The organism is Pseudomonas sp. PSKL.D1 (genome assembly GCF_028898945.1).
Taxonomy (GTDB): Bacteria; Pseudomonadota; Gammaproteobacteria; order Pseudomonadales; family Pseudomonadaceae; genus Aquipseudomonas.
Window position 1 is genome coordinate 5273172 of the sequence record NZ_CP118607.1, and the last position, 25923, is coordinate 5299094.

Here is a 25923-nt window from a genome sequence, read left to right on the forward strand (position 1 = left end):
CCACTTAGTTATTGCACTGCGGCAGCATTCGTGCGTGCATACCACCGCATTTCGACCTATCAAAGCTTGCAAGAGTTAACACATGCTGACCAACTCGGCTTTCCCTGGTGGTCATCTCCTTAGGCTCGGCTTCCTTCAGCGCCGAGGCATTAACTACTGGTGCACTCAAAAGCACAACAGCTGCTACTCCAAGTACTTTCTTCATAAAACCCTCACGTTATTGAGAACGAAAATCGTTCGAGCACATTATTCGCTAGCAAATTTCCGATAGTCAATGTGAATTTATATAGGAAATTCCCTGCATTCTTGTAGGAAAAATCACCAACAACGCGACCAATATAACGACCCACACAAACGCAATAGCCCAACCCTCACATAAAAAACCAACACCAGCTTAACAAAACCTAAGAACAAGAAATTTCCTACATAAATAGAAGAATTGCCTGACTTTTACGCACAAGACAAACTCCATTGAATAGTTGACTTGCCCACTTGCGCCATCAAAAGGAGGCTGAAATGCCGAGTTCGGAAGTCATGTACCTGAGATTCAATTCACAACAGCGCCGTGCTATATCCCAAGCCAACCAAGCCCTCGCTAAAGCCGGCGGGCCAGAGATAAGGGGGGTGGCGATTCAAGCCAGCACGTTGGCTGAAAAAATCATTGGTATTCTGAGTGTCGATCAGCAATCAACACTGCAGCGATTTGGCAAAGGTCAGCATGGTGGCTTTTCACTGCGCTACAACAGCTACCGATTTTCGCTCAACCCCCAAGCCAGCAGTGCCGCTGTGCGAGCATTCAAAAACTTTGAGCACGCCTTGAACGATGCCCAGCCACTGGCATTCGTGCTGCAGCCTGACAGCGCAGTGCTTATCAACAACAGCCGAGCCTTGCATGGCCGGGATATCGTGCAGGACAACAGGCGCCTGTTGGTCCGCCAGTTCGGATATTCGCCCTTCGCGGTACCACTGGTACTTGCTGAAGACCCTTTACTGGTGCGCGGCTAACAGGACATCACCCATGATCGAACTCGACTTGACGCTGATCCTCACGCTCGCGCTGGTTGCCTTGGCAGCGGGTTGTTTTGACGCAATTGCCGGTGGTGGAGGTTTGATTACATTGCCGGTGCTGTTTATTTCCGGCATCGAGCCATTGGCAGCCATTGCCACCAACAAGTTCCAGGCCGCCTCGGCCACCGTTTCCGCTACTGCTGCCTTTGCGCGCAAGGGGATGATCAACTGGAAACAAGGCATGCCGATGGCTGTGCTGTCTTTCATGGGCGGGGCGGCGGGCGCGCTCTCTGTCAGTTTTGTGCCCAAAACCGTGCTTCAAGCCTGCATACCGGTCCTGCTGATACTGGTGGCGCTTTACTTTGCCTTTAGCCCCAAGCCGAACGAGAAAGTACGCAAAGCAAGAATATCGCTTAGCCTTTTTTGTGTAGCAGTGGCCCCGGTAATAGGCTTCTACGATGGTATTTTCGGCCCGGGTGTCGGCTCGTTCTTCCTGCTCGCGTGCATGCTGCTATTGGGCCAGCACCTGTTGCAGGCAGTGTGCACCAGCAAACTCTTGAATGCTGCATGTAATCTGGGTGCGCTGTCGGTGTTCGCACTGAGTGGGGCGATCATCTGGCCATTGGCACTGGCGATGGCCTTGGCCGCCTTCACGGGTGCGCAACTGGGCGCGCGCTGTGCAGTACGGTTCGGCCCACGGCTGATCAAGCCATTGCTGGTTTGCGTCTGTTGCATCATGGCCATCAAATTGCTGGCAGACCCGGCCAACCCGCTGGGCCAATGGCTAGGCGACCAGTTATTCGATTTCGAATAACCCGTTACTCAACGGCCCCACACTCAACCGCTCACGCACATCGTCATCGATACGCGGATCTTCCGGGCGATACAACTTCACCTGGCGGTAGGCGTTGATGCGGTTGATCTCTTCGCCCAAGAATTCCCACACCACCCGGGTACATGCCGGGTTGCGTCGATCACCGCTGGAAACGCCAGTCTTCAGGCCGTTCAGGCGAGTGATGCGGCTTTTGAAGCTGGGGATAAGGATCGTCTGGCTCATTTCATTGAGGGTCAGCGATTCGTAGTCGATCAGGAACACGCGGTCCTGCAACTGGAATGCCGCGCCCAAGTAGCGGCAACGCACTTCGGCATGCTGGTCCGTAGCGCTGGAACGCTCTTGCCGCTCCTGGCGCTCGAACAAAAACCGCCCCTGCTCTTCCCACAGATGAATCAGCGACACCAGGATAGTGCCAGGCACCGACATGCAGTTGGAGTACTCGAAGTAGTACCCACAGTAGCGCGACAGGTTGCCCGCGTGCTCATGCAACGGGCGGAACAATTCGCTGATGGGGTCGCTGGGCTGGTCGGCCACGGCAGACACGCGCGCGCCAATCAAGCGGGCAAATTGCTCGGGCGGCATGTTCAGCTCGTAATCCTCCACGCCGAAGAAATCGCCGATGCGCTTGAGGTTGAAAGCCGTTGGGCGGCTCTGGCCGCTCAGGTACTTGTTGAATTGCGCGCGATTGATGGAGAGCTGGCGGCAAACTTCGGAGATAGAGCGGTAGTGGCTGCAGGCCAGTTTCAGGTTGCTAGCGAAATGATCGCTCATGAACGTGTTCCAGGTGACGCGAATGGCGCAAGTCTAGCATCAACTCGCACCAAAACGGAGCAATCCGCGAAATTGTAACCACTCTTGTCATGGCCAACCATGCGCCCCAATACATTGCGGTGCGCCTGCCGCCCGCTTGTCCTTCCACACGAAGAATAAGAATCGAGGTCATTTTCCAATGCTCGAAGCACTCAACGATTTCCTTTCGGGGAAGCTCCTCATCGTGCTGATCGTCGGTCTCGGCAGCTACTTCACGATCCGCTCGCGGTTCGTCCAGTTCCGCCATTTCGGCCACATGTTCAGCGTCTTCAAGGAATCCTTGCGTGGCCAGGCAGGCCAACTGAGCTCGTTCCAGGCCCTGATGCTGAGCCTTGCCGGCCGCGTTGGTGCCGGTAACATCGCAGGCGTCGGTATCGCTGTGACCCTGGGCGGCCCGGGTGCGGTGTTCTGGATGTGGGTCACCGCGCTGGTGGGCATGTCCAGCAGCTTCTTCGAATGTACCCTGGCTCAGGTGTACAAGCGCGCCGACGGCGACGGCTTGTACCGTGGCGGCCCGGCCTACTACATTCAGCACGGCCTGAAGCGTAAAAGCATGGCAATCGTGTTCTCGATCCTGCTGCTGGTCACCTACGGCTTTGCCTTCATCGGCCTGCAGTCGTATACCGTGACTCACTCGCTGCAAAACGCCTTCGCCTTCGACCCAAGCCACACCGGCATTGTGCTGGCGGTGCTGCTGGCCATCACCTTCATCGGCGGCATCAAGCGTATTGCCGCGGTGTCCGACCTGCTGGTACCGGTCAAGACCCTGGCCTACATCGGCGTAACCCTGTACGTGATCGGCACCCAGATCGAGCACGTGCCTGCCATGCTGGAAACCATCTTCAAAAGCGCCTTCGGCCTCGACCCGGCCTTCGCTGGCCTGCTGGGCAGCGCCATCGTCATGGGCGTGAAGCGTGGCGTGTTCGCCAACGAAGCGGGCCTGGGCAGTGCGCCGAACGTAGCCGCCGTGGCCGCCGTGAAACACCCGGGGGCACAGGGCGTGGTTCAGGCGTTCAGCGTGTTCCTCGACACCTTCGTGATTTGCACCTGCACCGCGCTGCTGATTCTGCTGTCGGGCTTCTACACCCCGGGCTTCGAAGGTGATGGCATCGTCCTGACCCAGAACTCGCTGGCTGCTGTCGTGGGTGACTGGGGCCGCGTGTTCGTCAGCTTGGCACTGTCGCTGTTCGTGTTCACCTGCATCCTCTACAACTACTACCTGGGCGAAAACAGCCTGCAGTTCCTGACCCGTAACCGCGTGGTGCTGATGGCATTCCGTGCCCTGGTGCTGGCGCTGGTGGTGTGGGGTTCGATGCAGGACTTGTCCACCGTGTTCGCCTTTGCCGACATCACCATGACCTGCCTGGCCTTCGTCAACCTGGTGGCCCTGGCCCTGCTGTTCAAGATCGGCCTGCGCGTGATGCGCGACTACGACGAGCAGCGCAAGGCCGGCATCAAGCAGCCTGTGTTCGATTCGTCGAAGTTCGCCGACCTGGACCTGGACCGCAATGCCTGGCCTGCCAATCCTCAGGCCGAAACAGCCGCTGACAATGCTGTAGGCCACGTTCAGACTCAGCGCTGATATCCTGCCCTGCCCAGCCGCCCCGTCCGTGGGCGGCTGTTCTTTCCCCGCTCGTCGCTACGGATGCATCCCATGCGTGCAGTCAAGAATCTCTTCGTCCTCTACACCGGGGGCACCATCGGCATGCTCGAAACGGCCGAAGGCCTGGCGCCGGCCGGTGGCTTCGATGCGCGCATGCGCGAACACCTGGGCCAGCTTGCCAATGCACCGCAGGTGCCGTGGACACTGCAGGAAATGAACCCGCTGCTCGACAGCGCCAACATGCAGCAGCACAACTGGCTGGCCATGCGCGATGCCATCGTCGCGGCGGTGGATGCTGGCCATGATGGCGTGCTGGTACTGCATGGCACCGACAGCCTGGCATACAGTGCCGCGGCGCTGTCGTTCCTGCTGCTGGGCTTGCCGGTGCCGGTGCTGCTGACCGGTTCGATGTTGCCGGCCGGAGCACCGGGCAGCGATGCCTGGGACAACCTGTGCGGGGCGTTGCGCCAGTTCGAGCAAGGCCTTGAGGACGGCGTGCAGCTTTACTTCCATGGTCAGTTGCTGCACGGCTGCCGTGTGTCGAAACTGCGCAGCGAAGCGTTCGACGCCTTTGCCGCACTGCCACGCCATCGTGAAGGTGAGCGGGCCAGTGAGCTGCCTGCGGTTTTGAACTATCGCCAGCAGCGCCAGCCGGTGAATCTTGCGGTGATGCCGGTGTTCCCGGGCCTGAAGGCCGAACACCTGGGCGCCGTGCTCGACAGCGGCGTGCAAGGCTTGCTGCTGGAATGCTACGGCAGCGGTACCGGGCCGTCGGACGACCAGGCGCTGCTGGATGTGCTGCGTGCGGCACGTCAGCGTGGGGTGATGCTGGTTGCCATCAGCCAGTGCCCGGAGGGTTCGGTGGTGTTCGATACCTATGCGGCGGGTAACCGTTTGCGAGCTGCCGGGCTGGTGAGCGGTGGCGGCATGACGCGTGAGGCGGCGCTGGGCAAGATGTTTGCGCTGTTGGGTGCAGGCCTGGATGCTGAGATGACAGAGCAGTGGTTTGCCCTGGATCTGTGTGGAGAGCGGGCCTAGAAGCGAATGCGATCACCGGCACAACCGGTGCCTGCCACCGCGTCGCCTGCATCGCGGCTGAAGCCGCTCCTACAGGATTTTTGCAAGCACATGGAAATGGCGGAAGGCAGCGGGAGTCGAACCTGCCCGGGAACGGCTGCCGTCCCCAACCGGGTTTGAAGCCCGGCCGCGCCACCGGGCGCGATTGCCTTCCTTGAACTCAGTGCCTGGCCTGCTGTTGGGCCAGGGCGCTGTCGGCGCGAATGTGACGCTGGTCGGCAACCCTCCGGGTAAGGCCGATGCGGTCGAAGTATTCCAGAATCTGCACACTGCGCTTGCGACCGATGCCCAACATATCGCGAAACGCGGCCACCTGCACTATCGGTGATTCGCTTGCCTGGCCAAGCAGCATCGCAGCCATGCGTTGCAGCGTGGCCTCTGGGTAAAACAGGTCGCGCACCACTTGGTGCACCTTCCCTAACCTCGCCAGCTTGCGCAACAACAAACGTACGTCCGCTTCCGCGCAATGCTCGGCGCTGGCCAGCGTCCTCACCCACGGCGGGTCGAATTGCCCTTCCAGCAACCTCGGCTCCAGCCGCGACCATAGCGCACTGTCCGCTTCGCTCAATTGCACCTGATGGCCTGGCAGATGCAGCCAAGGGCCGCTGCTGGCGAGGGCGCCGTCATCAAGCAACTCATCCAGCAGGCTGACAAAGGCTGGCCGCTCCAACGGCAATGCCGCGAACCGGCGAAGGCGATCACGGTCCGGGCCCAATTGATCAGGCTCTTGCTCGTGAAACCGCTGCAATTGCGCCAATACTTCGCACTTGAGTGCCTGCCATTGGCTACTGGCAAACAGTAACTGCCCTTGCCGTGTGGCAATTACCAGAACATCGCCGGGTAGTTGCCACGTCTCGCGCAGGCGATTGAACTGGCGCTCCAGCCGCTGCGGGTCAATGCCGCCGGGCGCAGTGGCAAGCAAGGCCGGTAAGGCCTGCTCCACGTCATCGGCATCAAGTAGTACCGCTAACTGCTGAAGGCGCGCTTCGCTACGCCGCTGGCGGCTGGGTGCAAACGGGTCGAGCACACGGCCGCCACCCAGTGTGCGCTGGGCACGCTGGTCACGCAGCACCAGGCGATCACCATGCACGGCCTGCAGCGGCGCGTTAAGCAGCAACTGGGCGAACATGCGCTGGCCTGCCAGCAAGCTTTCACCTTCCAGCAAGGCAACGCGCGCCGTGACATCCTGGGTGCCCAAGTGCACGTGCACGGCGCTGAAATGTTCGAAGGCGCGTGTTTCCCCAGGCAAAAGGTGCAGTTCGATATCAACCCGCATGCTCGGTGCATGCAGCCACTCAGGCACCAGCCAGTCACCACGGTGCACCTGCTCAACCGCCAAGCGCTCGGCACTGACGTTCAACGCCACCCGCTGGCCGGCTTCGGCCACCAGCGCGGCCTGATTCTGCGCATGCAGGCCACGCACGCGCACCGGCTTGCCGGCCTTGCCAAGCAATAGCGTGTCCCCCGCCGTCACGCGCCCGGCCAATGCAGTACCCGTGACTACCACGCCCGCCCCCGTGACAGCGAAGGCACGGTCCACTGCGAGGCGAAAGCCTCCGCGCGAACTGCGCTGGCGTATCTGGCGCTGAGCTTGAATCAATGCCTGGCGCAACGCCTCGACACCCTCACCGGTGACACTCGACAATGCAAACTGCGGCGCCCGCGCGTAAGGGCCCGGTGCCAGCAGTTCGGCGATTTGCGCGTGCACCTGCGCCAGACGGCTCGGCTCAACCCGGTCACATTTGCTCACGGCCACCAAGGCCTGTGGAATGCCCAAAAGTTCGATGATGGCCAGATGCTCACGGGTCTGGGGCATGACACCATCGTCCGCCGCCACCACCAGCAGAACTACATCGATGCCGTGTGCGCCTGCCAGCATGTTGTGGATAAAACGCTCGTGGCCAGGCACATCGATGAACCCGGTCAACGATGCCCCTTCAGCCAGCGCCGCATAGCGATAGCCGAGGTCGATGGTCATGCCGCGGGCACGTTCTTCCTGACGCTGGTCACCGGCCTGGCCGGTGAGCGCCTGCAGCAAGGCGGTCTTGCCGTGATCGATGTGCCCGGCCGTGCCAACAATCACTGCACCGGCCCCAGCTGCAGGGCCGGTAGTTGCGCAAGCCACTGGGCCTCATCGTCCAGTTGGCGCAGGTCGAGCCACAGTGCATCGTCATCGATACGGCCAAGCACAGGCACCGGCAGATCACGCAGGACTCGCTCCAGTACATGCAGGCTGCGACCGCGCAGTTTTTTCGACACCTGTGGCCGCAGGCACAGCGCTGCACTTGGCAGGCGGGCCACCGGCTGGCTGCCACTGCCGATCATCCCAAGTGCGGGCTCAACGGTGACCGACCACTGTTCACCCAGATGGGCCTTGAGTTCCGGGGCAAGGCGCTCGGCCTGGGCATGGATGTCGGCCTGGCTGCGGGTCAACAGACGCAGGCTGGGCAGGCGTTCGGCAAGGCTGTCAGGGTTACGGTACAGCGCCAGCACCGATTCGAGCGCAGCCAAGGTGATTTTGTCGACGCGCAGCGCACGCTTGAGCGGGTTCTTCTTGATCTTTGTGATCAGGTCTTTGCGCCCCACGATAATCCCGGCCTGCGGGCCACCGAGCAGCTTGTCGCCGCTGAAGGTGACAATATCGGCACCGTCAACCAAGGCTTGGCGCACAGTAGGCTCGGCAGGCAGGCCCCAACGCGTGAGGTCGAGCAGGCTGCCGCTGCCGAGGTCCTCAAGCAGCGGCAGGCCATGCTGGTGGGCGATCCGCGCCAGCTCTGCGGTGGGTACCTGGGCGGTGAAACCCTGAATGCTGTAATTGCTGCAATGCACACGCATCAGCAACCCCGTGCGCGGGCCGATGGCGGCTTCGTAGTCCCGGGCATGGGTGCGGTTGGTGGTGCCGATCTCGTGCAGGCGTACGCCGGCGCGGGCCATGATGTCGGGGATGCGGAAGGCCCCACCAATCTCGATCAACTCACCACGGGAAATGATGCCCTCCTTGCGAGCGCCAAGGCTGTTGAGCGCCAGCAACACAGCGGCAGCGTTGTTGTTGACCACGGTAACGGCCTCTGCGCCGGTCAGCTCGCGGATAAGGCCTTCGATCAGGTCGTCACGGTCGCCGCGCTTGCCGGTGGCCAGGTCGAACTCAAGGTTGAGCGGGTAGCGGGCGGCGGTCTGCATGGCTTCGACGGCCTCCTCGGGCAACAGAGCGCGGCCGAGGTTGGTGTGCAGCACGGTGCCGGTGAGGTTGAACACCCGGCGTACCTGGCTGCGTTGCTGCATGGCCAGGCGCTCACCGGCGCGGCCCAGCAAGATTTCAGCGGCCAGTTCGGCGGCGCTGAGTTGGCCGTTGCGCGCAGGGCCGCGCAGGTCGTCGAGCAGTTGGCGCAGGGTGGCGAGGGTAGCGTTGCGGCCGTGCCGGTCGATCAGCGGGAGGCAGGCCGGGTGGCGCAGGAGGGTGTCGATTGCGGGTAGGCGTGGGGTGGAGCTGGTGGGGCTGGTAGGCATGCGGTACTACCTTGGACTTTTCCGGTGTCTGTACTGACGCTTCGCGGATAAATCCGCTCCTACAGAGAGTGTGCATCCCCTGTAGGAGCGGATTTATCCGCGATGCAGGCGACTCGGTATTGCAGTGTAGTCACTATCCCGGCGCCAACATCAGGTTCGGGGCCAAGCGATGAAAACCCTCCTCGTCCAGCCGAATATCCAGTGCCAGGCTCGCCAGGTCGTCAGCCAAGGCCTCGGCTGCGGCATCGTTCTCCAGGTAGTGCTGCTTGAGGTAGGTGTTGCACCCTGGGCAGCACTCTGCGCGCAACGGCGCCTTGCCCGGCGCATGGCGGTCATCTTCAAGGCTGGTGTAGCGCAAGTCCTTGCTCGACTCGCAATACACGCACTTCACCCGCACCACATGCCATTCACACGCACACAGCGAACAGGCCAGGTAGCGCAAGCCATTGTGCTTGCCGCGGTTGCGTACGATGCCCGCCATGGCCGGTGAACCACAGGCGGGGCACTGGGCCAGGCTGTCGGCGGGTTTGAGCTCAGGCTTGGGCAGCGCCAATAGCCAACTGGACCAGGCTGCTTGCAAGGCAGCGCCAATGAACGGTACCAAGGCTGCAGGCACTGCATCGTACTGACCGGCAAGCAATGCGATACCCCAACCTTTGTGCTGGTGCTCGTCACTCGCGCGTAGCAACTGCAAGGCATCATTCAACGGGCCGCTGGCCTCGTTATCAAACTGCGCGATCAACGCCTGCAACCACACCAGCCACGGCCCTTCGCGCACCAGACTATCGGCAGCCAACGGCGGCAAGCCATGACTTATACACAGGCGCTGGCGCTCTTCGGCCACCGGTAAAGCACTGGGCGGGTTATCCACAAGCTGCTGCTGAATACGGCACAGGCGGGCAACCAGATGCAGGTAATCGCCCAAGGCATTTCCGTCGGCCAACTGCTCAAGGCGCGCGGCGCGCAGTGCGAACAAATTACCGGGCGGCAGGTGCAAAAACGGCGGCATCACCGCCGAGGCTTCAATCTGCCCGGGTTCGAGTATCGTGCTCAAGCGCTCACCCTTCCTTACGTCCCTGATTGTGTGGCGGCTTGTCGCCGGTCACTTCGCGATACCACAGTTCATGGTGCTTGCGCGCCCAGGCACGGCTGACCCAGCCATGCAACATGGCGCCGACCGAGCCTTTGATCCAGATGCCCGCGTAGATGTGCACAATGATGCTGAGGATCAGCACGAATGCAGCGAAGGCGTGCAGCAATGTGGCCAGGCGTATGGCACCAATATCGAAATAATGGCTGAAATACGCACGCCAGATCACGACGCCACTCACCAACAGCACCAGCATGCACGCCAGCAAGGTCCAGAACAGTAGCTTTTGCCCGGCGTTGTATTTGCCGATCGGTGGCACGCCCTCCTCCTTGTTGAGCATCACCCGGTCGACCCGGCGCAACCACAAGCGGTCGTTGGCGGTGATGAAGTTGGCGCGCCAAAAGCGCACCACCAGGCCAACGAAGAACACGAACATTGCCACACCCAGAAACGGATGCAGAATGCGCGTCCACGGGCCGCCGCCGAACAAGTGGCTGAGCCAGAACAGCGCCGGGTGAAACAGCGCCAGCCCACTCAACCCTGCCGTTACGAACAGAATGGCGACGATCCAGTGGTTGGTGCGCTCGTTGGCGTTGTAACGCAGGATAGGCTTGTCATCTTTCATGGCCGCTGCTCCCCTTGCCCACCGGGCCGGTTCGGGTCATACACATGCACCGCAGGGTCTACCTGGTGCACGCTGTCGTCGGGTGCCGCGGGGTGTTCATCTTCTTCAACCCGCTGCGGGCCAACCCGCACGTAATGGAAGAACCCGGCCAGCACCGCCGCGCCCATGGCCAGCAGCGCCAGCGGTTTGGTGAAGCCCTTCCACAGCCCAACCAACGGGCTGATCACCGGCTGGTCCGGCAGGCCTGCATACAACCGGGGCGTGTCGGCGTGGTGCAGCACATACATCACATGGGTACCGCCAACGCCGTCCGGGTCGTACAGGCCGGCATTGTCGTAACCGCGGGACTTGAGGTCGACGATGCGCTCGGCGGCATGCACCTTCATCTCGTCCTTGCTACCAAACACGATTGCCCCGGTCGGGCAGGTTTTCACGCAGGCCGGCTCCAGGCCCACCGTCACGCGGTCGGAACACAAGGTGCACTTGTAGGCCTTGTGGTCTTTTTGCGAGATGCGCGGGATATTGAACGGGCAACCGGTGATGCAGTAGCCGCAGCCGATGCAATGGTCCTGGTTGAAGTCGACGATACCGTTGGCGTGCTTGATGATCGCCCCCGGGCTCGGGCAGGCCTTCAGGCAGCCCGGGTCTGCACAATGCATGCAGCCGTCCTTGCGGATCAGCCACTCCAGGTTGCCATCGTCGCGCTCGTGCTCGGTAAAGCGCATCAAGGTCCAGGTTTCTGCCGACAGGTCCTGGGGGTTGTCGTAGGTGCCATGGTTGTGGCCAACCTCGTCACGCAGTTCGTTCCACTCCGAGCACGCCACCTGGCAAGCCTTGCAGCCGATGCACTTGGTGGTGTCGATCAGCTTGGCGACTTCCTGCTGCTGGCGTACCGAAGGCGGTACGGTGGTGGTGGCCGAGCGGGCAATGATGTCTTGGCTGGCCATCAGATTTTCTCCACTTTGACGAGGAACGACTTGGACTCCGGCGTCTGCGTATTGCCATCACCCAGGAACGGCACCAGCGTGTTGGTCAGGTAGCCGTGCCGGGTGGCCCCGGTGAAGCCCCAGTGCAACGGGATACCGATCTGGTGCACGGTCTGGTTGTTGACCTGCAGCGGGCGAATACGCTTCGTCACCACCGCCACCGCGTCGATGAACCCGCGCTTGCTCGACACCCGCACCCGGTCCCCCGCCTTGATGCCTTTCTCGTTGGCCAACACTTCGCCGATCTCGACAAACTGCTCGGGCTGCACGATGGCATTGAGCGGGCAATGTTTGCTCCAGAAGTGGAAATGCTCGGTTAGCCGGTAGGTGGTCGCGGCGTGGGGGAACTCGTCATGCGTGCCGAGGGTTGCCCACACCGAGTCGAACACACGGCCCGCCGGGTTACTGACCACTTTCTTGTTCTGCGGGTGCAGCGGGTTGATGCCGATGGGCGTTTCGAACGGCTCGTAATGCTCAGGGAACGGGCCCTCGGCCATCTTGTCGATGGCGAAGAACCGCGCCACGCCCTCGGGGTTCATGATGAACGGGTTCATGCCCGCTTCCGGTGGCGAATCAGCCTTGAAGTCGGGCACATCGGTGCCGGTCCAGGCCTTGCCGTTCCACCACACCAGGCGCTTCTTCTCCGGGTCCCACGGCTTGCCCTGCGGGTCGCTGGAGGCGCGGTTGTAGAGGATGCGGCGGTTGGCCGGCCACGCCCAGGCCCAGTTCTGAACCTGGTGCATGCCGTACGGGTCGCTGTTATCGCGCCGGGCCATCTGGTTGCCCTGCTCGGTCCAGCAGCCGGCGAATATCCAGCAGCCGGACGCGGTGCTGCCATCGTCCTTGAGCTGGGCAAAGCCTGCCAATTGCTGCCCCGCCTTGAGCGTTGCGCCGGTGGCGTCGGTGACGTCGGCGACCGCCCAGCCGTTCATCTCCTTGGCCAGTTCCTCGGGGGACGGCTCCTCGGGCACCTTGTAGGGCCAGTTGATGTTCATGATGGCATCTGGGTACGCACCGCCCTCGGCCTGGTAACGATGACGCAGGCGCAAGAACAGCTCGCTCATGATGTGCACGTCGGTGCGGGTTTCCCCCGGGCCGTCGGCACCTTTCCAGTGCCATTGCAACCAACGGCTGCTGTTCACCAGCGAGCCATCCTCTTCCGCGAAGCAAGTGGTGGGCAGGCGGATGACCTCGGTCTGGATGTTGGCCGTGTCGACGTCGTTGAATGGCCCGGCATTGCGCCAGAACTCGGAGGTTTCGGTGGCCAGCGGGTCCATGATCACCAGCCACTTCAGCTTGCCAAGCGCTGCGGTGACACGGTTTTTGTCCGGCAGCGCGGCGATGGGGTTGAAGCCTTGGCAGAGGTAACCGTTGACCTTGCCCTGGCCCATCATTTCGAACATGCGCAGCACGTCGTATGCCGGTACATCGAGCTTGGGCAACCAGTCGTAGCCCCAGTTGTTTTCAGCAGTGGCATTGGCGCCGTACCAAGCTTTCATCAGGCTGACGTGGAACTTGCCGTAGTTTTGCCAGTACGAGAGCTGGCCCGGGCGCAGCGGCTTGGAGGCACGCTTGTCAATGTACGCGGCGTAGTCCTGCTCGGCATCGCCGGCCAATGTCAGGTAGCCCGGCAACGAGTTGGAAAGCAGGCCCAGGTCCGTCAGCCCCTGGATATTGGAGTGCCCGCGCAAGGCATTGACTCCGCCACCCGGCATGCCGACGTTGCCCAGCAGCAGCTGCACCATTGCCGCACTGCGGATGATCTGCGCGCCAATGGAATGCTGCGTCCAGCCAAGCGCGTACAGGATCGTCATGGTCTTGCCCGGCACCGAGCAAGTGGCGATCTCTTCCCACACCTTCATCATGGCGTCCTGCGGCATACCGCACGTCATGCTGGCGATTTCCGGGGTGTAGCGGCTGTAGTGCTGCTTCATCAACTGATACACGCAACGTGGGTGCTGCAGCGTCGGGTCGACCTTGGCAAACCCGTCCTCGCCCAGTTCGTACCCCCAACCGGACTTGTCGGCGTACACCCGCTTGGCCTCGTCGTAGCCGCTGAACAGCCCATCCTCGAAGCCATAGCTTTCTTTGACGATGAACGACACGTCGGTGTAGTTGCGCACGTACTCGTGCTGGATCTTGTCGTTGCTCAGCAGGTAGTTGATCAACCCGCCCATGAACGCGATGTCGGTACCGGTACGGATCGGTGCGTAGTAGTCCGCCACCGAGGCGGTACGGGTAAACCGCGGGTCGACCACGATCAGCCGCGCCTGGTTGTGCGCCTTGGCCTCGGTCACCCATTTGAAGCCGCACGGATGCGCTTCTGCTGCGTTGCCACCCATCACCAGGACCAGATTCGCGTTGGCGATATCGGACCAGTGGTTGGTCATGGCGCCACGGCCGTACGTCGGGGCAAGACTTGCCACCGTCGGGCCGTGTCAGACACGTGCCTGGTTATCGAACCCCAGCATGCCAGTTGCGCGGATGACCTTGTGAGTCAGGTAGCCGGCCTCGCTGGAGGCGGCGGATGCAGCCAGAAAACCGGTGGTGAGCCAACGATTGACGGTTTGCCCTTGAGCGTTCTTCTCGATGAAGTTGGCGTCCCGGTCCTGTTTCATCAAGTCGGCAACGCGATCGAGCGCCTCGTCCCAGCCCACTTGCACCCACTCCTTGCTGCCCGGCTTGCGCACTTCAGGGTATTTGAGGCGGCTAGGGCTGTGGATAAAGTCGAGCAGGCCCGCGCCTTTCGGGCACAGCGTGCCGCGGTTGACCGGGTGATCGGCGTCGCCTTCGATGTGGATGATGTTCTGTTTGACGTTTTTGCCCGCATCGCCCTGGCTGTACAGGATCAGGCCACAGCCGACCGAACAGTAGGGGCAAGTGTTACGGGCTTCTTTGGTGTGCGCCAGCTTGAAATGACGCACCTGCTCGGCGAACGCCGGCGTCGGGGCCATGCCCAACGCCGCCAGGCTCGAGCCTCCAAGGCCGACAGCGGCGACCTTGAAGAACTGCCGACGGTTGAGGTCCATCGTGCACTCCTGATCAGGTTTCGGGCGCGCGGGACATTGCCGGCGCCTCGGGTCATCACGGTGGCGGCAAAGTGATGCCGCCAACTGTTAAGACTAGTCAAGAATGGGGAAAGTGCGATTGACCCCGATCAGCACGCAGGCAGGTCGCGCACCACATTCAATGCCGCGCTAGTCTGCGCAACAGGCATGATCTCGATGGTATTGATGTTCACGTGGGCCGGCTGCTCCGCAATCCAGGCAACGGTGGCCGCGATGTCTTCGGGCAGGATCGCCTGTACGTCACGGTACAGTGCATCGACTGCAGCCATGTCGCCGTTCAGGCGCACTACGGAAAAGTCCGTGCCGGAGCACAAACCCGGCTCAATGTTGCTAACACGCACGCGGGTGCCGGCCAGGTCGGCGCGCAGGTTCAGGCTGAATTGGCGCACGAAGGCCTTGCTGGCGCCGTACACGTTGCCACCGGGATAAGGGTAAGTCCCGGCGATGGAGCCGATGTTTATGATCATGCCGCTGTCGGCCTTTACCATCTGCGGCAGCACCGCATGGGTGACCATGGCCAGGCCAGTGATGTTGGTGTCGATCATGCGCTGCCAGTTTTCAGCGCTGCTGACCTGAGCCCGCTCCACACCCAGTGCCAACCCTGCGTTGTTCACCAGCAGGTCGATACCCGGAGCAGCTTCAGTGATTTGCGCCACTGCGGCATTGATCGAATTAACATCGGTTACGTCCAGCGCCAGCGGGATGAAGTTGTCACCCAGTTCACGCTCAAGCGCCTGCAATTTTTCCATGCGTCGGGCGCCGCCGATCACACGGTAGCCATTGGCGACCAGGCGTTGGCAAATGGCGCGCCCAAAGCCGGAAGAGGCGCCGGTTACGAATGCAGTTTTCATCAGGTTGTCTCCCTTGTGGAAATGTCAGGCCAGGTACTTCACGCCCAGGCTGGTGAACAGGCACAGCATCGAGAACACCAAGGCCTTGCGAACCACCTCGTTGCCCTTGCGCAGTGCCAGGGCGCTGCCCATGTGGTTACCGAGGATGTTGCAAGCCACCAGCGGCAAGGCCAGCAGGTACAAAACCTTGCCGGCCATGATGAAGGCCACCAGCGCACCGATGTTCGAGGCGAAGTTGAAGGTTTTGGAGTTGGCCGAGCTGGAGACCAGGTCCATGCGCAGCAGGTAATGGAACGCGATGATGAACATGCTGCCCGTACCGGGGCCAAAGAAGCCGTCATAAAAGCCGATGGCCAGGCAGGTCAGCGGTACCACGGTGTAAAGCATGCGTGGAGACAGTTCGCGCTCTTCCACGGGGCGGTCTTTGGGGGTGAGGAAGATCAGGATGCCGAACGGGATCAGCGCGAGAATTATCTTGCCCACTGTCTCCTGCGAGATAGACACGATCAGGTGTGCGCCCAGATAGGCGCCGAGCAGCGAAAACGGGACGCCCATCAAAGCCACTTTCCAGACCATCTTGCTGTTGGCCAGGAAGTTGCGGATGGCGGCCAGCGTACCCAGCGTGCTGACCAGTTTTTCTTGCCCAAGGGCTACCTGTGGCGGCATGCCCACCACCAGGAAGCCGGGCACCAGGAACAAACCCCCGCCGCCGGCAATGCTGTCCACAAAGCCTGCGATGAAGGCGATGGCACCCAGCAACAGGATGGCCAGCAACCAGTGTTCCGCCCAAAAAGCGCCTAACAATTCCATAGCAATGATTCCATTGAGTCTTTCAAAGAGGTCAGGAGAGAACTTCGTAAAGGTGGTCCGCCCGGGCGAAATGCACGCGGCTCAGGTCGTTGACCGAGAACAGGCGTAGCAGCCACCGGTCGGCGCCGTCGTTCTGGGGTTCGAAACCATCGCGGGCATGCAGCACGCGCTGGTTCTTGAAGACCATGAAATCGCCCGGCAGCAGCAGGTGCGGCTCGTCGAAGCGGCGGGTTTCCAGCAGGCTGCGCAAGGTCGCCAGCGCCTGCTCGGCGCGCAGGTTCAGCCCGTGGGTGTTCTCGCTGTCGAAACGGCACAGCCACTCACCGGCGCGGCCACGAACCAGCACCGGCAACTCGGCGGTGCAACGTCGGTTACCGGTGAAAGAGTCGGGGCGGCGAATCCCGAACTGAGGCAGGTACAGCTCACGAACGGTCGCCATCGGCAATGCCGCCACGACCGCGTCCAGGTTGACCAGCGTGGTACTGATACGGGGGTCGCAGCGCATGCCGAAGAACGAGAGGTATTCTGGGCAGCACGACATCGCGCCAACGGGTTCGCTCGACAACGGCAAGTCCGGGTTGTCTACGTGGTAGGAAAACCGCAGCCGCGAACCGTGGGAGCTCTTGTGGCTGGACGAGGTACGGGCGGGGATGACATGACGGAACAAGCGCCCATCGTTCTCACCCTCGTACACCACCGGGTGTATGCCCATAAGGCTCTGCATGGTGAGGCTGACGAGGCAGGCTATCGGTGTGCTGCGCGGGCTGAGTACACCTGAATAGGGCGTTGGCGGTATCTCGCGATCCCGGGGGCAGTTGCGCACGATCATGCTGGCCAGTTGCGGGTTCTCGACGAAGCCGTGGATCTGCTGGCACAGCGTTTTGCCCAGAACCTCCTGCGCTTGCTCCTTGAGTTGCGGATACAACTCCTTGCTGGTTTCGAAATCGAGAGGGGTGTTGTTCAGCAAGGTTTGCCAGGCACTGGATACAACCCAGGGCAGGCGGATTTCCAGTGAAGTCTGAGGCTCGGCTGCGTGTTGCAGGTGTGCGCTTTCCATTTCGGGTGCTATTCCATTGAACGAGCTTGGGGCTGTGCAGTGTCGTGCTGGGCCGGGCAGAGGCGGCAGACGTTGTATTTGTATGAAACCGTTCACAGCTGGGCGATGGGCAGTGCTTGCGCATTGCATCGACGCAATCATTGTAATTACACCGATAACGTCGATTCAATCTATTTTTGTGGCCAATTACCATCAACATTGAATCGACTCAATCAACTCATTGATTTCAAATGATTTCTCAGTCGAACAATTTCTTTGCTCAGATAACGAGCACCCTCAGCGCCTGTACAAGGCCAGCCGTCATCATCACGCAACAACCCGAAAACGTATCAATCGATGTAATTTGACCGTAGGAAAACTCAATTACCTCTATCAGACCTTTCGTGTTAGGCTTCCGCGCTCTTGCAGAATCTGGTGCCATTTCCATGTGGGTTCCTCACTACAGCGACCTGGCGCAGCCGGTCTACCTGATGATTGCCGATGCGCTTGAACAGGACATCGGCGGCGGCCGACTGACGGCGGGCGACCGTCTGCCAACCCTCAAGGACCTGGCCGAGGCGTTGAACGTAACGCCCGGCACCATTGGCCGCGCCTATGACGAAGCAGCTAAAAGAGGCCTGGTGGTCGGCGAGGTAGGCCGTGGAACCTTCGTGCGGCAACAGCGCCAGTCGCCGCCCCCTGCCCCTGCAGCCCCGCTCGTATCCACATCGGCCAAAAGTGAAAGCAGCCAGATCGACCTTTCGATCATCAAGCCGAATGACGCCCACATGACCGAGTGGTTGCGCGGTGCAATCAATGAGCTTGCCGCATCGCCGGACCTGGCACAGGTGCTCGACTATGTGACCGAGGGTGGGCACGCAACCCACAAGCAAGCGGGTGCTGCCTGGATCCAGCGCTGGTTGCCCGAGGCCCGTTGGCAGCAAGTGGTGCTGACTTCAGGTGCGCAACATGGCTTGCTGGTGGCCATTAGCAGCCTGTCGAAAAGCGATGACGTGGTGTTGTGCGAATCGTTCTGCTACCCCGGCATCATTTCGCTGGCCCACAGCATGGGGCGCCGTTTGCGCGGCGTGGCCATGGACGAATACGGTCTGATTCCCGAAGCACTGCGCGCGGCCTGCCTGGAACACCGCCCTTCCCTGCTGGTATGTGTGACCACGCACCAGAACCCGACCAACTCGATCATGCCCCACGCGCGCCGCGAGGCAATCGCTGAAATCGCTCGGGAATTCGACCTGTTCATCGTTGATGACGATATCTACGGCTTCCTGGAGCCCGCGCCGGGCTACAAACCGCTGGCGGCTTACGCGCCGGAGCGTTCGGTTTACCTGACCAGCTTGTCCAAGAGCGTGCTGCCAGCGCTGCGCATCGGTTACCTGTACGCCCCACCGCAAACCCTGTCACGGTTGTCGTCGATGGTGCGCAGCAGCGTATGGATGCCGTCGCCATTGATGGCACAGTTGGCCAGCAACCTGATCAACAGCGGGATGGCCGATCAACTGGTCAAAGTGCAACAGGACGAAGCGGCTGTGCGCCAGCAGATGGCGCGGGAAATTCTGGGCAAGTACCAGATCCGCAGCCAGCCCAACAGCTTTCATATCTGGCTGGAGTTGCCCGAGCCATGGACCAGTGACGAGTTCGCCAACCTGGCGCGCAACAATGGCGTTACGGTGGTGAGTGGCAGCCAGTTCCTGCCCGAGCGCAGCACTGCCAGTTGTGGGGTGCGGATTGCACTGATGTCGCCGAGTCGGGCGGAGTTGGGGTTTGCGTTGACCAAGTTGGCGAGTTTGCTGGACTCGCCGGAGCCTCGGCTTTTTTACTGATCCAGATAGCCCAGGCAATACAGAACCGGGTGGGAACAACTGTCTTGTGCTGCCCCACAGGTTCAGTGCTCACCTCAAGGCATGCGCAATCCCTGTGGGAGCGGCCTTGTGTCGCGAAAGGGCTGCGTAGCAGCCCCAGCAATATTGGCTGCAAAGCTGAAATTCTGGGGCTGCTACGCAGCCCTTTCGCGACACAAGGCCGCTCCCACACCTACGCGTCTGTCGTCTGCGGACGTAGGATTAATCCGAACTTGAAACCAAATACTTCAGAAAAAGTGCTGTTAGGAATTATCCTACGCGCGCTGCTGAAGTATCGCTGTTGTCGGGAAAATGCCTCAGGGATAAGGTTCTCGGGTCGTTTCGGCGACCGGGTGTGAGAACCCGCATGAGACTTTACGCAGCTCCTTCATGGTGGCCCTACGTGGGCAGGCTTCGGCCTGGCCGAGTCTTTGGCGTAATTCTCCTCGGTTTCTCACCCCACGTACGGCCGCCACCCTAAATCCGTGAGAAAGATTCAGGTGGCTGCTCCTTCTATTGAGAACGGAATTACGCCATGAAAAAGCTCGTACCCGACCCACCCCGCCACAAACTGCTCAACACCCCTTTCTTCTCCATCCACAGCGATATCCCCCCAGCCGACGCCTTGGCCCACGCCTGCGAACTAATCCGCGGCGTCTCCGAGACCATCGATGAGCACTGCCGCATCCATGCCGGAGAACCTGGCCTGAACATGCTGACCAATGCCGCCCATGCGGCAGATTCAGCGCGGGCATTGGCTGAGCACGCGCTGGCCCGGCTGAACACGGAGGCCAGGCCATGAACAACGAACGCACGGTCATCGTCACCGCAGGCGTAGAAACGTTTGTAGAGGTGGGCAGCCCAGCTGTGGGCCTGTTCCGCGTTCAGCCAGGCATCCCAGTGGATGACGCCTATGAGCAGGTTTCAGTGCTACTTGGCTACATCAAACATCTTGTCCGGGAGGGCGATATGGAGGATGACCATAAGCTGCTGGGCGCAGCAGACTACCTGAGTGCGCTGGCCAAAGCCTTGATGAACGATATCGAAATGGCGAAGAACAGGCTGCACTGACCTGCCGCGGTGTCACCCACAAAAAAGCCCAGGTCATGGACCTGGGCTTTTGCTTTAGCACAACGCCGAACCGCTCTTATCAGAACGGAATATCGTCATCAAAGCTGTCAAAGTCAGCCGCCGGCTGCGGTGCAGGCTGCTGTGGCGCCGGGCGCTGCGGGGCCTGTTGCGGGCGCTGGGCCTGCTGGCGTGGCGGAGCCTGGTTGTACTGCTGCTGGCCACCACCACCTTGGTTGTAGTTGCCACCACCCTGATTGTACGGATCACCGCCCTGCTGCTGACCCTGCGGACGGCCGCCGAGCAGTTGCATGGTGCCGTTGATGTCGACAATGATTTCAGTGGTGTAGCGCTTGATGCCGTCTTTTTCCCACTCGCGGGTCTGCAGCTTGCCTTCGATGTAGCACTGCGAACCTTTGCGCAGGTACTCGCCGGCAATTTCGGCAACCTTGCCGAACAGCGACACACGGTGCCACTCGGTACGCTCGACCTTCTGGCCAGACTGCTTGTCGGTCCACTGCTCGCTGGTTGCCAGGCTCAGGTTGGTCACGGCGTTACCGTTGGGCAGGTAGCGGACTTCGGGATCCTGGCCGCAGGTGCCGACCAGAATGACTTTGTTAACCCCACGGGCCATAACGTTCTCCTAGGCTTCGCACGCCGAAGAGGCTGGGTTTACCAGTCGCTCGAGGGTCGCACGGTCCAAAATTTTCGTATCCAGTTTGATATAGATGGCGGCCTCTTCTGCCACCACCACAGCGTCGGTCACACCCGGCACAGCCATCAGGCGTTCGGTCAGGCCGGCTTCCCGGACTGCCTCAGGCGTCAGCGGCATGCGCAAGCTGGTCACATACGGCGGCTCGTTCATGCGCAAGGCCACAACCAGCCAGATGGCACACAGCACCGCGCAACCGAGAAACACCGTGTTCAGCCCGCCATGCTGGAACAACCAGCCGCCGAGGATGCCACCCAATGCAGCGCCAAGGAACTGGCTGGTGGAATACACCCCCATCGCCGTCCCTTTGCCACCTGCAGGTGACACCTTGCTCACCAGCGAAGGCAGCGAGGCCTCCAACAGGTTGAATGCGGTAAAGAATACCACGGTGCCAATCACGAGTCCGCGCAAACCGTCAGCCCACTCCCAGAAGTATATCTCTGTGAGCAGCAACACACTGACTGCGCCAGCCAGCACGCGTTTCATCTTGCGCTTTTTTTCGCCGTAGATGATGAACGGGACCATTGCAAAAAATGAGATGAACAGCGCGGTCAGGTATACCCACCAGTGCTGCTCCTTCGGCAGGCCGCCACGCTCGACAAAGGCCAGCGGCAAGGCCACGAAGCTGGCCATGAGGATGGCGTGAAGCACAAATATGCCTACGTCCAGGCGCAGAAGGTCCGGATGGCGCAGGGTCGGGCCGAGGGCCTGGCGCGCCACACCCGACTCGCGGTGCTGCAGCGTCGTGTGAGTGTTGGGCACCACGAAGGCGATCAGCAGGATACCAACCAGGGCAAGGCCTGCAGTGGCGAGGAACAATCCTGACAAACCAAAGGCACTTGTGAGTAGCGGGCCGACGACCATTGCCACGGCAAACGACAGGCCGATGCTCATGCCGATCATGGCCATGGCCTTGGTGCGGTGCTGCTCGCGGGTAAGGTCGGACAACAAGGCCATGACCGCAGCGGAAATCGCCCCGGCGCCCTGCAGAATTCGCCCGGCGATCACGCCCCAGATGGAGTCGGCCTGCGCCGCCAGGATGCTGCCCAAGGCAAAGACGATCAGCCCCAGGTAAATCACCGGGCGGCGCCCGATGCGGTCGGAAACCATCCCGAACGGGATCTGCAACACGGCCTGGGTCAGGCCATAGGCGCCAATGGCGAGGCCAATCAGCGCAGGGGTGGCACCGGCCAGGTCCATGCCGTAAGTGGCCAGCACCGGCAACACCATGAACATGCCCAGCATACGAAAGGCAAAGACCAGGGCCAGGCCGCCTGCGGCGCGGGTTTCGCTGCCACTCATGCGTTCGTTGTGGGTGTCGTGCATGGATTAACCTCGTGTGAACCGGCGGCGATTCTATCAGTCCCACGGCGTGACGGCATATACGTGACGCTTTGCCGCGTACTGGCGGGGCGCCGTATACTCCCTTGTTTATGCCCGCCGAGCGAGGCCGCAGTGGACAAGATCCTGATTCGTGGGGCACGTACCCACAACCTGAAGAACATCGACCTGACCCTGCCGCGCGACAAGCTGATCGTGATCACCGGCCTGTCCGGGTCCGGCAAGTCATCCCTGGCATTCGACACGCTGTACGCCGAAGGCCAGCGGCGCTACGTGGAATCGCTGTCGGCCTATGCCCGGCAGTTTTTGTCGATGATGGAAAAGCCCGACGTCGACACCATCGAGGGTTTGTCGCCGGCCATCTCCATCGAACAGAAGTCGACTTCGCATAACCCACGCTCGACCGTCGGCACGATCACCGAGATCTACGACTACCTGCGTTTGCTGTATGCCCGCGTAGGCACGCCACGCTGCCCGGACCACGACATTCCGCTGGAAGCGCAAACGATCAGCCAGATGGTCGACCTTGTGCTGGAGCGCCCCGAAGGCAGCAAGCTGATGCTGCTGGCCCCGGTGGTGCGCGAGCGCAAGGGTGAACACCTGGCCGTGTTCGACGAGTTGCGGGCTCAAGGCTTCGTGCGCGCCCGGGTCAACGGCAAGCTGTATGAGCTGGATGAACTGCCCAAGCTGGACAAGCAGAAGAAACACAGCATCGATGTGGTGGTAGACCGCTTCAAGGTGCGTGCCGACCTGCAGCAACGCTTGGCTGAATCATTTGAGACAGCGTTGAAACTGGCTGACGGTATTGCCTTGGTGGCACCGATGGACGACGAAGAAGGCGAAGAGATGATTTTCTCCGCGCGCTTCGCCTGCCCGGTGTGCGGCCACGCCATCAGCGAGCTGGAGCCCAAGCTGTTCTCCTTCAACAACCCGGCCGGCGCCTGCCCGACCTGCGATGGCCTGGGGGTGAAGCAGTTCTTCGACACCAAGCGCCTGGTCAACAGTGAGCTGACACTGGCGGAAGGTGCGATACGCGGCTGGGACCGGCGCAACGTTTATTACTTCCAGATGCTTGGCTCACTGGCCGCGCATTACGGTTTCAGCCTTGAGGAGCCCTTCGGTGAACTGTCGCCGGAGCATCAGAAGGTCATTCTGCAAGGCAGTGGCAAACAAAGCGTCGACTTTAAATACCTCAACGACCGGGGCGACATCGTCAAGCGTTCGCACCCCTTCGAAGGGATTGTGCCGAACCTTGAGCGGCGCTACCGCGAGACCGAATCGGCCACCGTACGCGAAGAGCTGGCCAAGTTCCTGGGCACGCAGCCATGCCCCGACTGCCGTGGCACCCGCCTGCGTCGTGAAGCGCGCCACGTATGGGTGGGCGAAAAGACCCTGCCAGCGGTAACCAACCTGCCAATCGGCGAAGCCAGCGACTACTTTGGCGGGCTGACGCTGACTGGCCGCCGGGGTGAGATCGCGGCGAAGATCCTGAAGGAAATCTGCGAGCGTTTGCAGTTTTTGGTCAACGTTGGCCTCGACTACCTGACCCTCGACCGCAGTGCCGACACGTTGTCGGGCGGTGAAGCACAGCGTATACGCCTGGCCAGCCAGATCGGTGCCGGCCTGGTGGGTGTGATGTACATTCTCGATGAGCCGTCCATCGGTCTTCATCAACGCGACAACGACCGCCTGCTGGCCACCCTCAATCACTTGCGTGACCTGGGCAATACGGTAATCGTGGTCGAACATGATGAAGACGCTATCCGCCTGGCCGATTACGTCGTCGACATCGGCCCGGGCGCGGGTGTACATGGCGGGCAGATTGTTGCCGAAGGTTCGCCGCAGGAGGTCATGAGCCACCCTGACTCGCTCACGGGTAAATACTTGTCCGGGCGCAAGAAAATCGTGGTGCCTGCCAAACGCACGCCGCGCGACAAGAAGCTACAGCTCAAGTTGAAGGGTGCACGCGGCAACAACCTGCAGAATGTAGACCTCGAAATCCCGGTCGGGTTGATGACTTGCGTGACGGGTGTATCCGGCTCGGGCAAGTCGACCCTGATCAACAACACCCTGTTCCCCCTCGCAGCAACTGCCCTCAATGGCGCAAGCAGCCTGGAAGCGGCACCACACAGCAGCATGGACGGCCTGCAGCACCTTGATAAGGTGGTGGATATCGATCAGAGCCCGATTGGCCGTACTCCGCGGTCAAACCCTGCGACCTATACCGGCATCTTCACGCCAATCCGTGAGCTGTTCTCTGGCGTGCCGGAGTCACGTTCACGCGGCTATGGCCCAGGGCGTTTTTCGTTCAACGTCAAAGGTGGCCGATGTGAAGCATGCCAGGGCGATGGCCTGATCAAAGTGGAGATGCACTTTTTGCCGGACATCTACGTGCCGTGCGATGTGTGCAAGAGCAAGCGTTACAACCGCGAAACCCTGGAGATCAAGTACAAGGGCAAGAACATCCACGAGGTGCTGGAAATGACCATCGAGGATGCCCGCGAGTTCTTCGACGCGGTACCGGCCTTGGCGCGCAAGCTGCAGACGTTGATGGATGTGGGTTTGTCCTACATCAAGCTGGGGCAGTCGGCGACCACGTTGTCGGGCGGCGAGGCGCAACGGGTCAAGCTGTCGCGCGAACTGTCCAAGCGGGATACCGGCAAGACGCTATACATTCTTGACGAACCGACCACGGGCCTGCACTTTGCGGACATCCAGCAGCTGCTGGATGTATTGCATCGCCTGCGTGACCATGGCAACACCGTTGTGGTGATCGAGCACAATCTGGATGTCATCAAGACAGCGGACTGGCTGGTGGACCTGGGGCCGGAAGGCGGCTCCAAGGGCGGCCAGATCATCGCTTGTGGTACTCCGGAAGAGTTGAGTGAGATGAAACAGTCGTACACAGGGCATTACCTGAAGCCACTGCTGGAACGTGACCGGGCCTGATCGGCCTGAGCACGAAAAAAGCCCCTGATACCAAAGGCACCAGGGGCTTTTTTTCGCCTGTGGATAACTTACATCTGCGATTGCAGGTAGTTTTCCAGGCCGATGGCTTTGATCAGGCCTTGCTGCTTCTCCAGCCAGTAGGTGTGATCTTCTTCGGTATCGGCCAACTGAGCCCTTAGCACGTCGCGGCTAATGTAGTCTTTGTGCTTTTCGCACAACTCAATGCCTGTGCACAGGGCGGCGCGCACCTTGTACTCGAGCTTGAGATCGGCCGCGATCATTTCCGGCACTGTCGTGCCTACTTCCAGGTCATCCGCGCGCATGTCGGGGGTGCCTTCGAGCATAAGGATACGACGCATCAGGGCATCAGCGTGTTGGGTCTCTTCTTCCATCTCGTGGTTGATACGCTCATAGAGCTTGGTCAAGCCCCAGTCTTCGTACATGCGCGAGTGGATGAAATACTGGTCGCGTGCTGCCAGTTCGCCCTTCAGCAACGTGACGAGGTAGTTGATTACGTCCGGGTGACCTTGCATCGCCCTGCTTCTCCGTGTGAACTCATTCAATGCACATAGTGTGAACCAGCTTTTACTCGCGGTCACGGGAAAACGCGCAATTAGAAGTAAAAAATCGGTTAAACAGTAGTGATATTCATTGAAAAACCGCCCTAATGAGGGCGGTTCTACTTCTC

20 protein-coding genes, 1 tRNA gene and 1 pseudogene are annotated in these 25923 nt (G+C 60.8%); 8 read left to right on the plus strand and 14 right to left on the minus strand.

Annotation, left to right across the window (positions count from 1 at the left end; genetic code table 11):
* Positions 1–717: 717 nt before the first annotated feature.
* Together PVV54_RS23650 and PVV54_RS23655 are read left to right on the plus strand one after the other, a co-directional pair.
* Positions 718–1005: pseudogene (locus PVV54_RS23650) on the plus strand (hypothetical protein); the annotation flags it as partial.
* A gap of 13 nt (positions 1006–1018) precedes the next feature.
* Positions 1019–1822, plus strand: a complete 804-nt coding sequence (locus tag PVV54_RS23655; RefSeq protein ID WP_274907547.1) for a TSUP family transporter — start codon at positions 1019–1021, stop codon at positions 1820–1822.
* Here PVV54_RS23655 and PVV54_RS23660 read toward each other — a convergent pair.
* The gene (locus PVV54_RS23660) at positions 1805–2614 is read right to left on the minus strand and encodes a helix-turn-helix domain-containing protein (RefSeq protein ID WP_274907548.1); all 810 of its coding nucleotides are present in this window, start codon (positions 2612–2614) and stop codon (positions 1805–1807) included. The two genes, PVV54_RS23655 and PVV54_RS23660, sit on opposite strands and share 18 nt — an antisense overlap.
* Before the next feature lie 178 nt (positions 2615–2792).
* Here PVV54_RS23660 and PVV54_RS23665 point away from each other — a divergent pair, with 178 nt between their 5' ends.
* On the plus strand, positions 2793–4235 hold the full coding sequence (locus PVV54_RS23665) for an alanine/glycine:cation symporter family protein (protein ID WP_274907549.1): 1443 nt from the start codon (positions 2793–2795) through the stop codon (positions 4233–4235).
* A gap of 72 nt (positions 4236–4307) precedes the next feature.
* Positions 4308–5294, plus strand: coding sequence for an asparaginase (locus tag PVV54_RS23670; protein WP_274907550.1), 987 nt, complete (start codon positions 4308–4310; stop codon positions 5292–5294).
* Positions 5295–5391: 97 nt separating this feature from the next.
* Here PVV54_RS23670 and PVV54_RS23675 read toward each other — a convergent pair.
* From PVV54_RS23675 to PVV54_RS23720, 10 genes are all read right to left on the minus strand, one after another.
* Positions 5392–5487 (minus strand) — tRNA-Sec (locus PVV54_RS23675).
* Positions 5488–5493: 6 nt separating this feature from the next.
* A complete protein-coding gene (gene selB, locus PVV54_RS23680) occupies positions 5494–7416 on the minus strand; it encodes a selenocysteine-specific translation elongation factor (RefSeq protein ID WP_274907551.1) in 1923 nt (640 codons plus the stop codon).
* A complete protein-coding gene (gene selA, locus PVV54_RS23685; protein WP_274907552.1) occupies positions 7413–8840 on the minus strand; it encodes an L-seryl-tRNA(Sec) selenium transferase in 1428 nt (475 codons plus the stop codon). Before selA ends, selB begins: the two co-directional genes overlap by 4 nt.
* A 133-nt stretch (positions 8841–8973) precedes the next feature.
* Positions 8974–9894, minus strand: coding sequence for a formate dehydrogenase accessory protein FdhE (gene fdhE / locus PVV54_RS23690; protein WP_274907553.1), 921 nt, complete (start codon positions 9892–9894; stop codon positions 8974–8976).
* Between the two features lie 4 nt (positions 9895–9898).
* On the minus strand, positions 9899–10555 hold the full coding sequence (locus tag PVV54_RS23695) for a formate dehydrogenase subunit gamma (protein WP_274907554.1): 657 nt from the start codon (positions 10553–10555) through the stop codon (positions 9899–9901).
* Positions 10552–11502 carry a formate dehydrogenase subunit beta gene (fdxH, locus tag PVV54_RS23700; RefSeq protein WP_274907555.1) on the minus strand — a complete coding sequence of 317 codons (951 nt, stop codon included), beginning with the start codon at positions 11500–11502 and terminating at the stop codon, positions 10552–10554. The genes PVV54_RS23695 and fdxH overlap by 4 nt, the downstream gene beginning before the upstream one ends.
* Entirely contained in the window at positions 11502–14570 is a 3069-nt protein-coding gene (gene fdnG, locus PVV54_RS23705) for a formate dehydrogenase-N subunit alpha (RefSeq protein ID WP_274907556.1), read from the minus strand. Before fdnG ends, fdxH begins: the two co-directional genes overlap by 1 nt.
* Positions 14571–14698: 128 nt before the next feature.
* Positions 14699–15460 carry an SDR family NAD(P)-dependent oxidoreductase gene (locus tag PVV54_RS23710; protein ID WP_274907557.1) on the minus strand — a complete coding sequence of 254 codons (762 nt, stop codon included), beginning with the start codon at positions 15458–15460 and terminating at the stop codon, positions 14699–14701.
* Between the two features lie 24 nt (positions 15461–15484).
* Complete coding sequence (locus PVV54_RS23715; RefSeq protein ID WP_274907558.1) at positions 15485–16270, minus strand: sulfite exporter TauE/SafE family protein; 786 nt, start codon at positions 16268–16270, stop codon at positions 15485–15487.
* Positions 16271–16301: 31 nt separating this feature from the next.
* On the minus strand, positions 16302–17327 hold the full coding sequence (locus tag PVV54_RS23720) for a TauD/TfdA family dioxygenase (protein WP_274907559.1): 1026 nt from the start codon (positions 17325–17327) through the stop codon (positions 16302–16304).
* A gap of 425 nt (positions 17328–17752) precedes the next feature.
* Between PVV54_RS23720 and PVV54_RS23725 the strand changes: the two genes are divergently transcribed.
* The 3 genes from PVV54_RS23725 to PVV54_RS23735 all read left to right on the plus strand — a co-directional run bounded on the left by PVV54_RS23725 (position 17753) and on the right by PVV54_RS23735 (position 20236).
* On the plus strand, positions 17753–19147 hold the full coding sequence (locus PVV54_RS23725) for an aminotransferase-like domain-containing protein (protein WP_274907560.1): 1395 nt from the start codon (positions 17753–17755) through the stop codon (positions 19145–19147).
* 553 nt (positions 19148–19700) lie between these two features.
* Positions 19701–19967 carry a hypothetical protein gene (locus tag PVV54_RS23730; protein ID WP_274907561.1) on the plus strand — a complete coding sequence of 89 codons (267 nt, stop codon included), beginning with the start codon at positions 19701–19703 and terminating at the stop codon, positions 19965–19967.
* Positions 19964–20236: a DUF3077 domain-containing protein gene (locus tag PVV54_RS23735; protein ID WP_274907562.1), complete on the plus strand. Its 273-nt coding sequence runs from the start codon at positions 19964–19966 to the stop codon at positions 20234–20236. Before PVV54_RS23730 ends, PVV54_RS23735 begins: the two co-directional genes overlap by 4 nt.
* A gap of 79 nt (positions 20237–20315) precedes the next feature.
* Here the strand turns inward: PVV54_RS23735 and PVV54_RS23740 are convergent, their stop codons facing one another.
* Together PVV54_RS23740 and PVV54_RS23745 are read right to left on the minus strand one after the other, a co-directional pair.
* On the minus strand, positions 20316–20867 hold the full coding sequence (locus tag PVV54_RS23740; RefSeq protein WP_274907563.1) for a single-stranded DNA-binding protein: 552 nt from the start codon (positions 20865–20867) through the stop codon (positions 20316–20318).
* Between the two features lie 9 nt (positions 20868–20876).
* A complete protein-coding gene (locus PVV54_RS23745; protein WP_274907564.1) occupies positions 20877–22271 on the minus strand; it encodes an MFS transporter in 1395 nt (464 codons plus the stop codon).
* A 129-nt stretch (positions 22272–22400) separates the two neighbouring features.
* On the opposite strand from PVV54_RS23745, the gene uvrA reads away from it, so the two are divergent.
* Positions 22401–25235: an excinuclease ABC subunit UvrA gene (uvrA, locus tag PVV54_RS23750; RefSeq protein ID WP_274907565.1), complete on the plus strand. Its 2835-nt coding sequence runs from the start codon at positions 22401–22403 to the stop codon at positions 25233–25235.
* 68 nt (positions 25236–25303) lie between these two features.
* Here the strand turns inward: uvrA and bfr are convergent, their stop codons facing one another.
* Positions 25304–25768 carry a bacterioferritin gene (gene bfr / locus PVV54_RS23755; RefSeq protein ID WP_274907566.1) on the minus strand — a complete coding sequence of 155 codons (465 nt, stop codon included), beginning with the start codon at positions 25766–25768 and terminating at the stop codon, positions 25304–25306.
* Positions 25769–25923: the final 155 nt, after the last annotated feature.

Coding starts and splice junctions, on each gene's coding strand:
- PVV54_RS23655 (WP_274907547.1), top strand. CDS start 1,019: ATGATCGAACTCGACTTGACGCTGATCCTCACGCTCGCGCTGGTTGCC.
- PVV54_RS23660 (WP_274907548.1), bottom strand. CDS start 2,614: ATGAGCGATCATTTCGCTAGCAACCTGAAACTGGCCTGCAGCCACTAC.
- PVV54_RS23665 (WP_274907549.1), top strand. CDS start 2,793: ATGCTCGAAGCACTCAACGATTTCCTTTCGGGGAAGCTCCTCATCGTG.
- PVV54_RS23670 (WP_274907550.1), top strand. CDS start 4,308: ATGCGTGCAGTCAAGAATCTCTTCGTCCTCTACACCGGGGGCACCATC.
- selA (WP_274907552.1), bottom strand. CDS start 8,840: ATGCCTACCAGCCCCACCAGCTCCACCCCACGCCTACCCGCAATCGAC.
- PVV54_RS23695 (WP_274907554.1), bottom strand. CDS start 10,555: ATGAAAGATGACAAGCCTATCCTGCGTTACAACGCCAACGAGCGCACC.
- fdxH (WP_274907555.1), bottom strand. CDS start 11,502: ATGGCCAGCCAAGACATCATTGCCCGCTCGGCCACCACCACCGTACCG.
- PVV54_RS23710 (WP_274907557.1), bottom strand. CDS start 15,460: ATGAAAACTGCATTCGTAACCGGCGCCTCTTCCGGCTTTGGGCGCGCC.
- PVV54_RS23715 (WP_274907558.1), bottom strand. CDS start 16,270: ATGGAATTGTTAGGCGCTTTTTGGGCGGAACACTGGTTGCTGGCCATC.
- PVV54_RS23720 (WP_274907559.1), bottom strand. CDS start 17,327: ATGGAAAGCGCACACCTGCAACACGCAGCCGAGCCTCAGACTTCACTG.
- PVV54_RS23725 (WP_274907560.1), top strand. CDS start 17,753: ATGTGGGTTCCTCACTACAGCGACCTGGCGCAGCCGGTCTACCTGATG.
- PVV54_RS23730 (WP_274907561.1), top strand. CDS start 19,701: ATGAAAAAGCTCGTACCCGACCCACCCCGCCACAAACTGCTCAACACC.
- PVV54_RS23735 (WP_274907562.1), top strand. CDS start 19,964: ATGAACAACGAACGCACGGTCATCGTCACCGCAGGCGTAGAAACGTTT.
- PVV54_RS23740 (WP_274907563.1), bottom strand. CDS start 20,867: ATGGCCCGTGGGGTTAACAAAGTCATTCTGGTCGGCACCTGCGGCCAG.
- PVV54_RS23745 (WP_274907564.1), bottom strand. CDS start 22,271: ATGCACGACACCCACAACGAACGCATGAGTGGCAGCGAAACCCGCGCC.
- bfr (WP_274907566.1), bottom strand. CDS start 25,768: ATGCAAGGTCACCCGGACGTAATCAACTACCTCGTCACGTTGCTGAAG.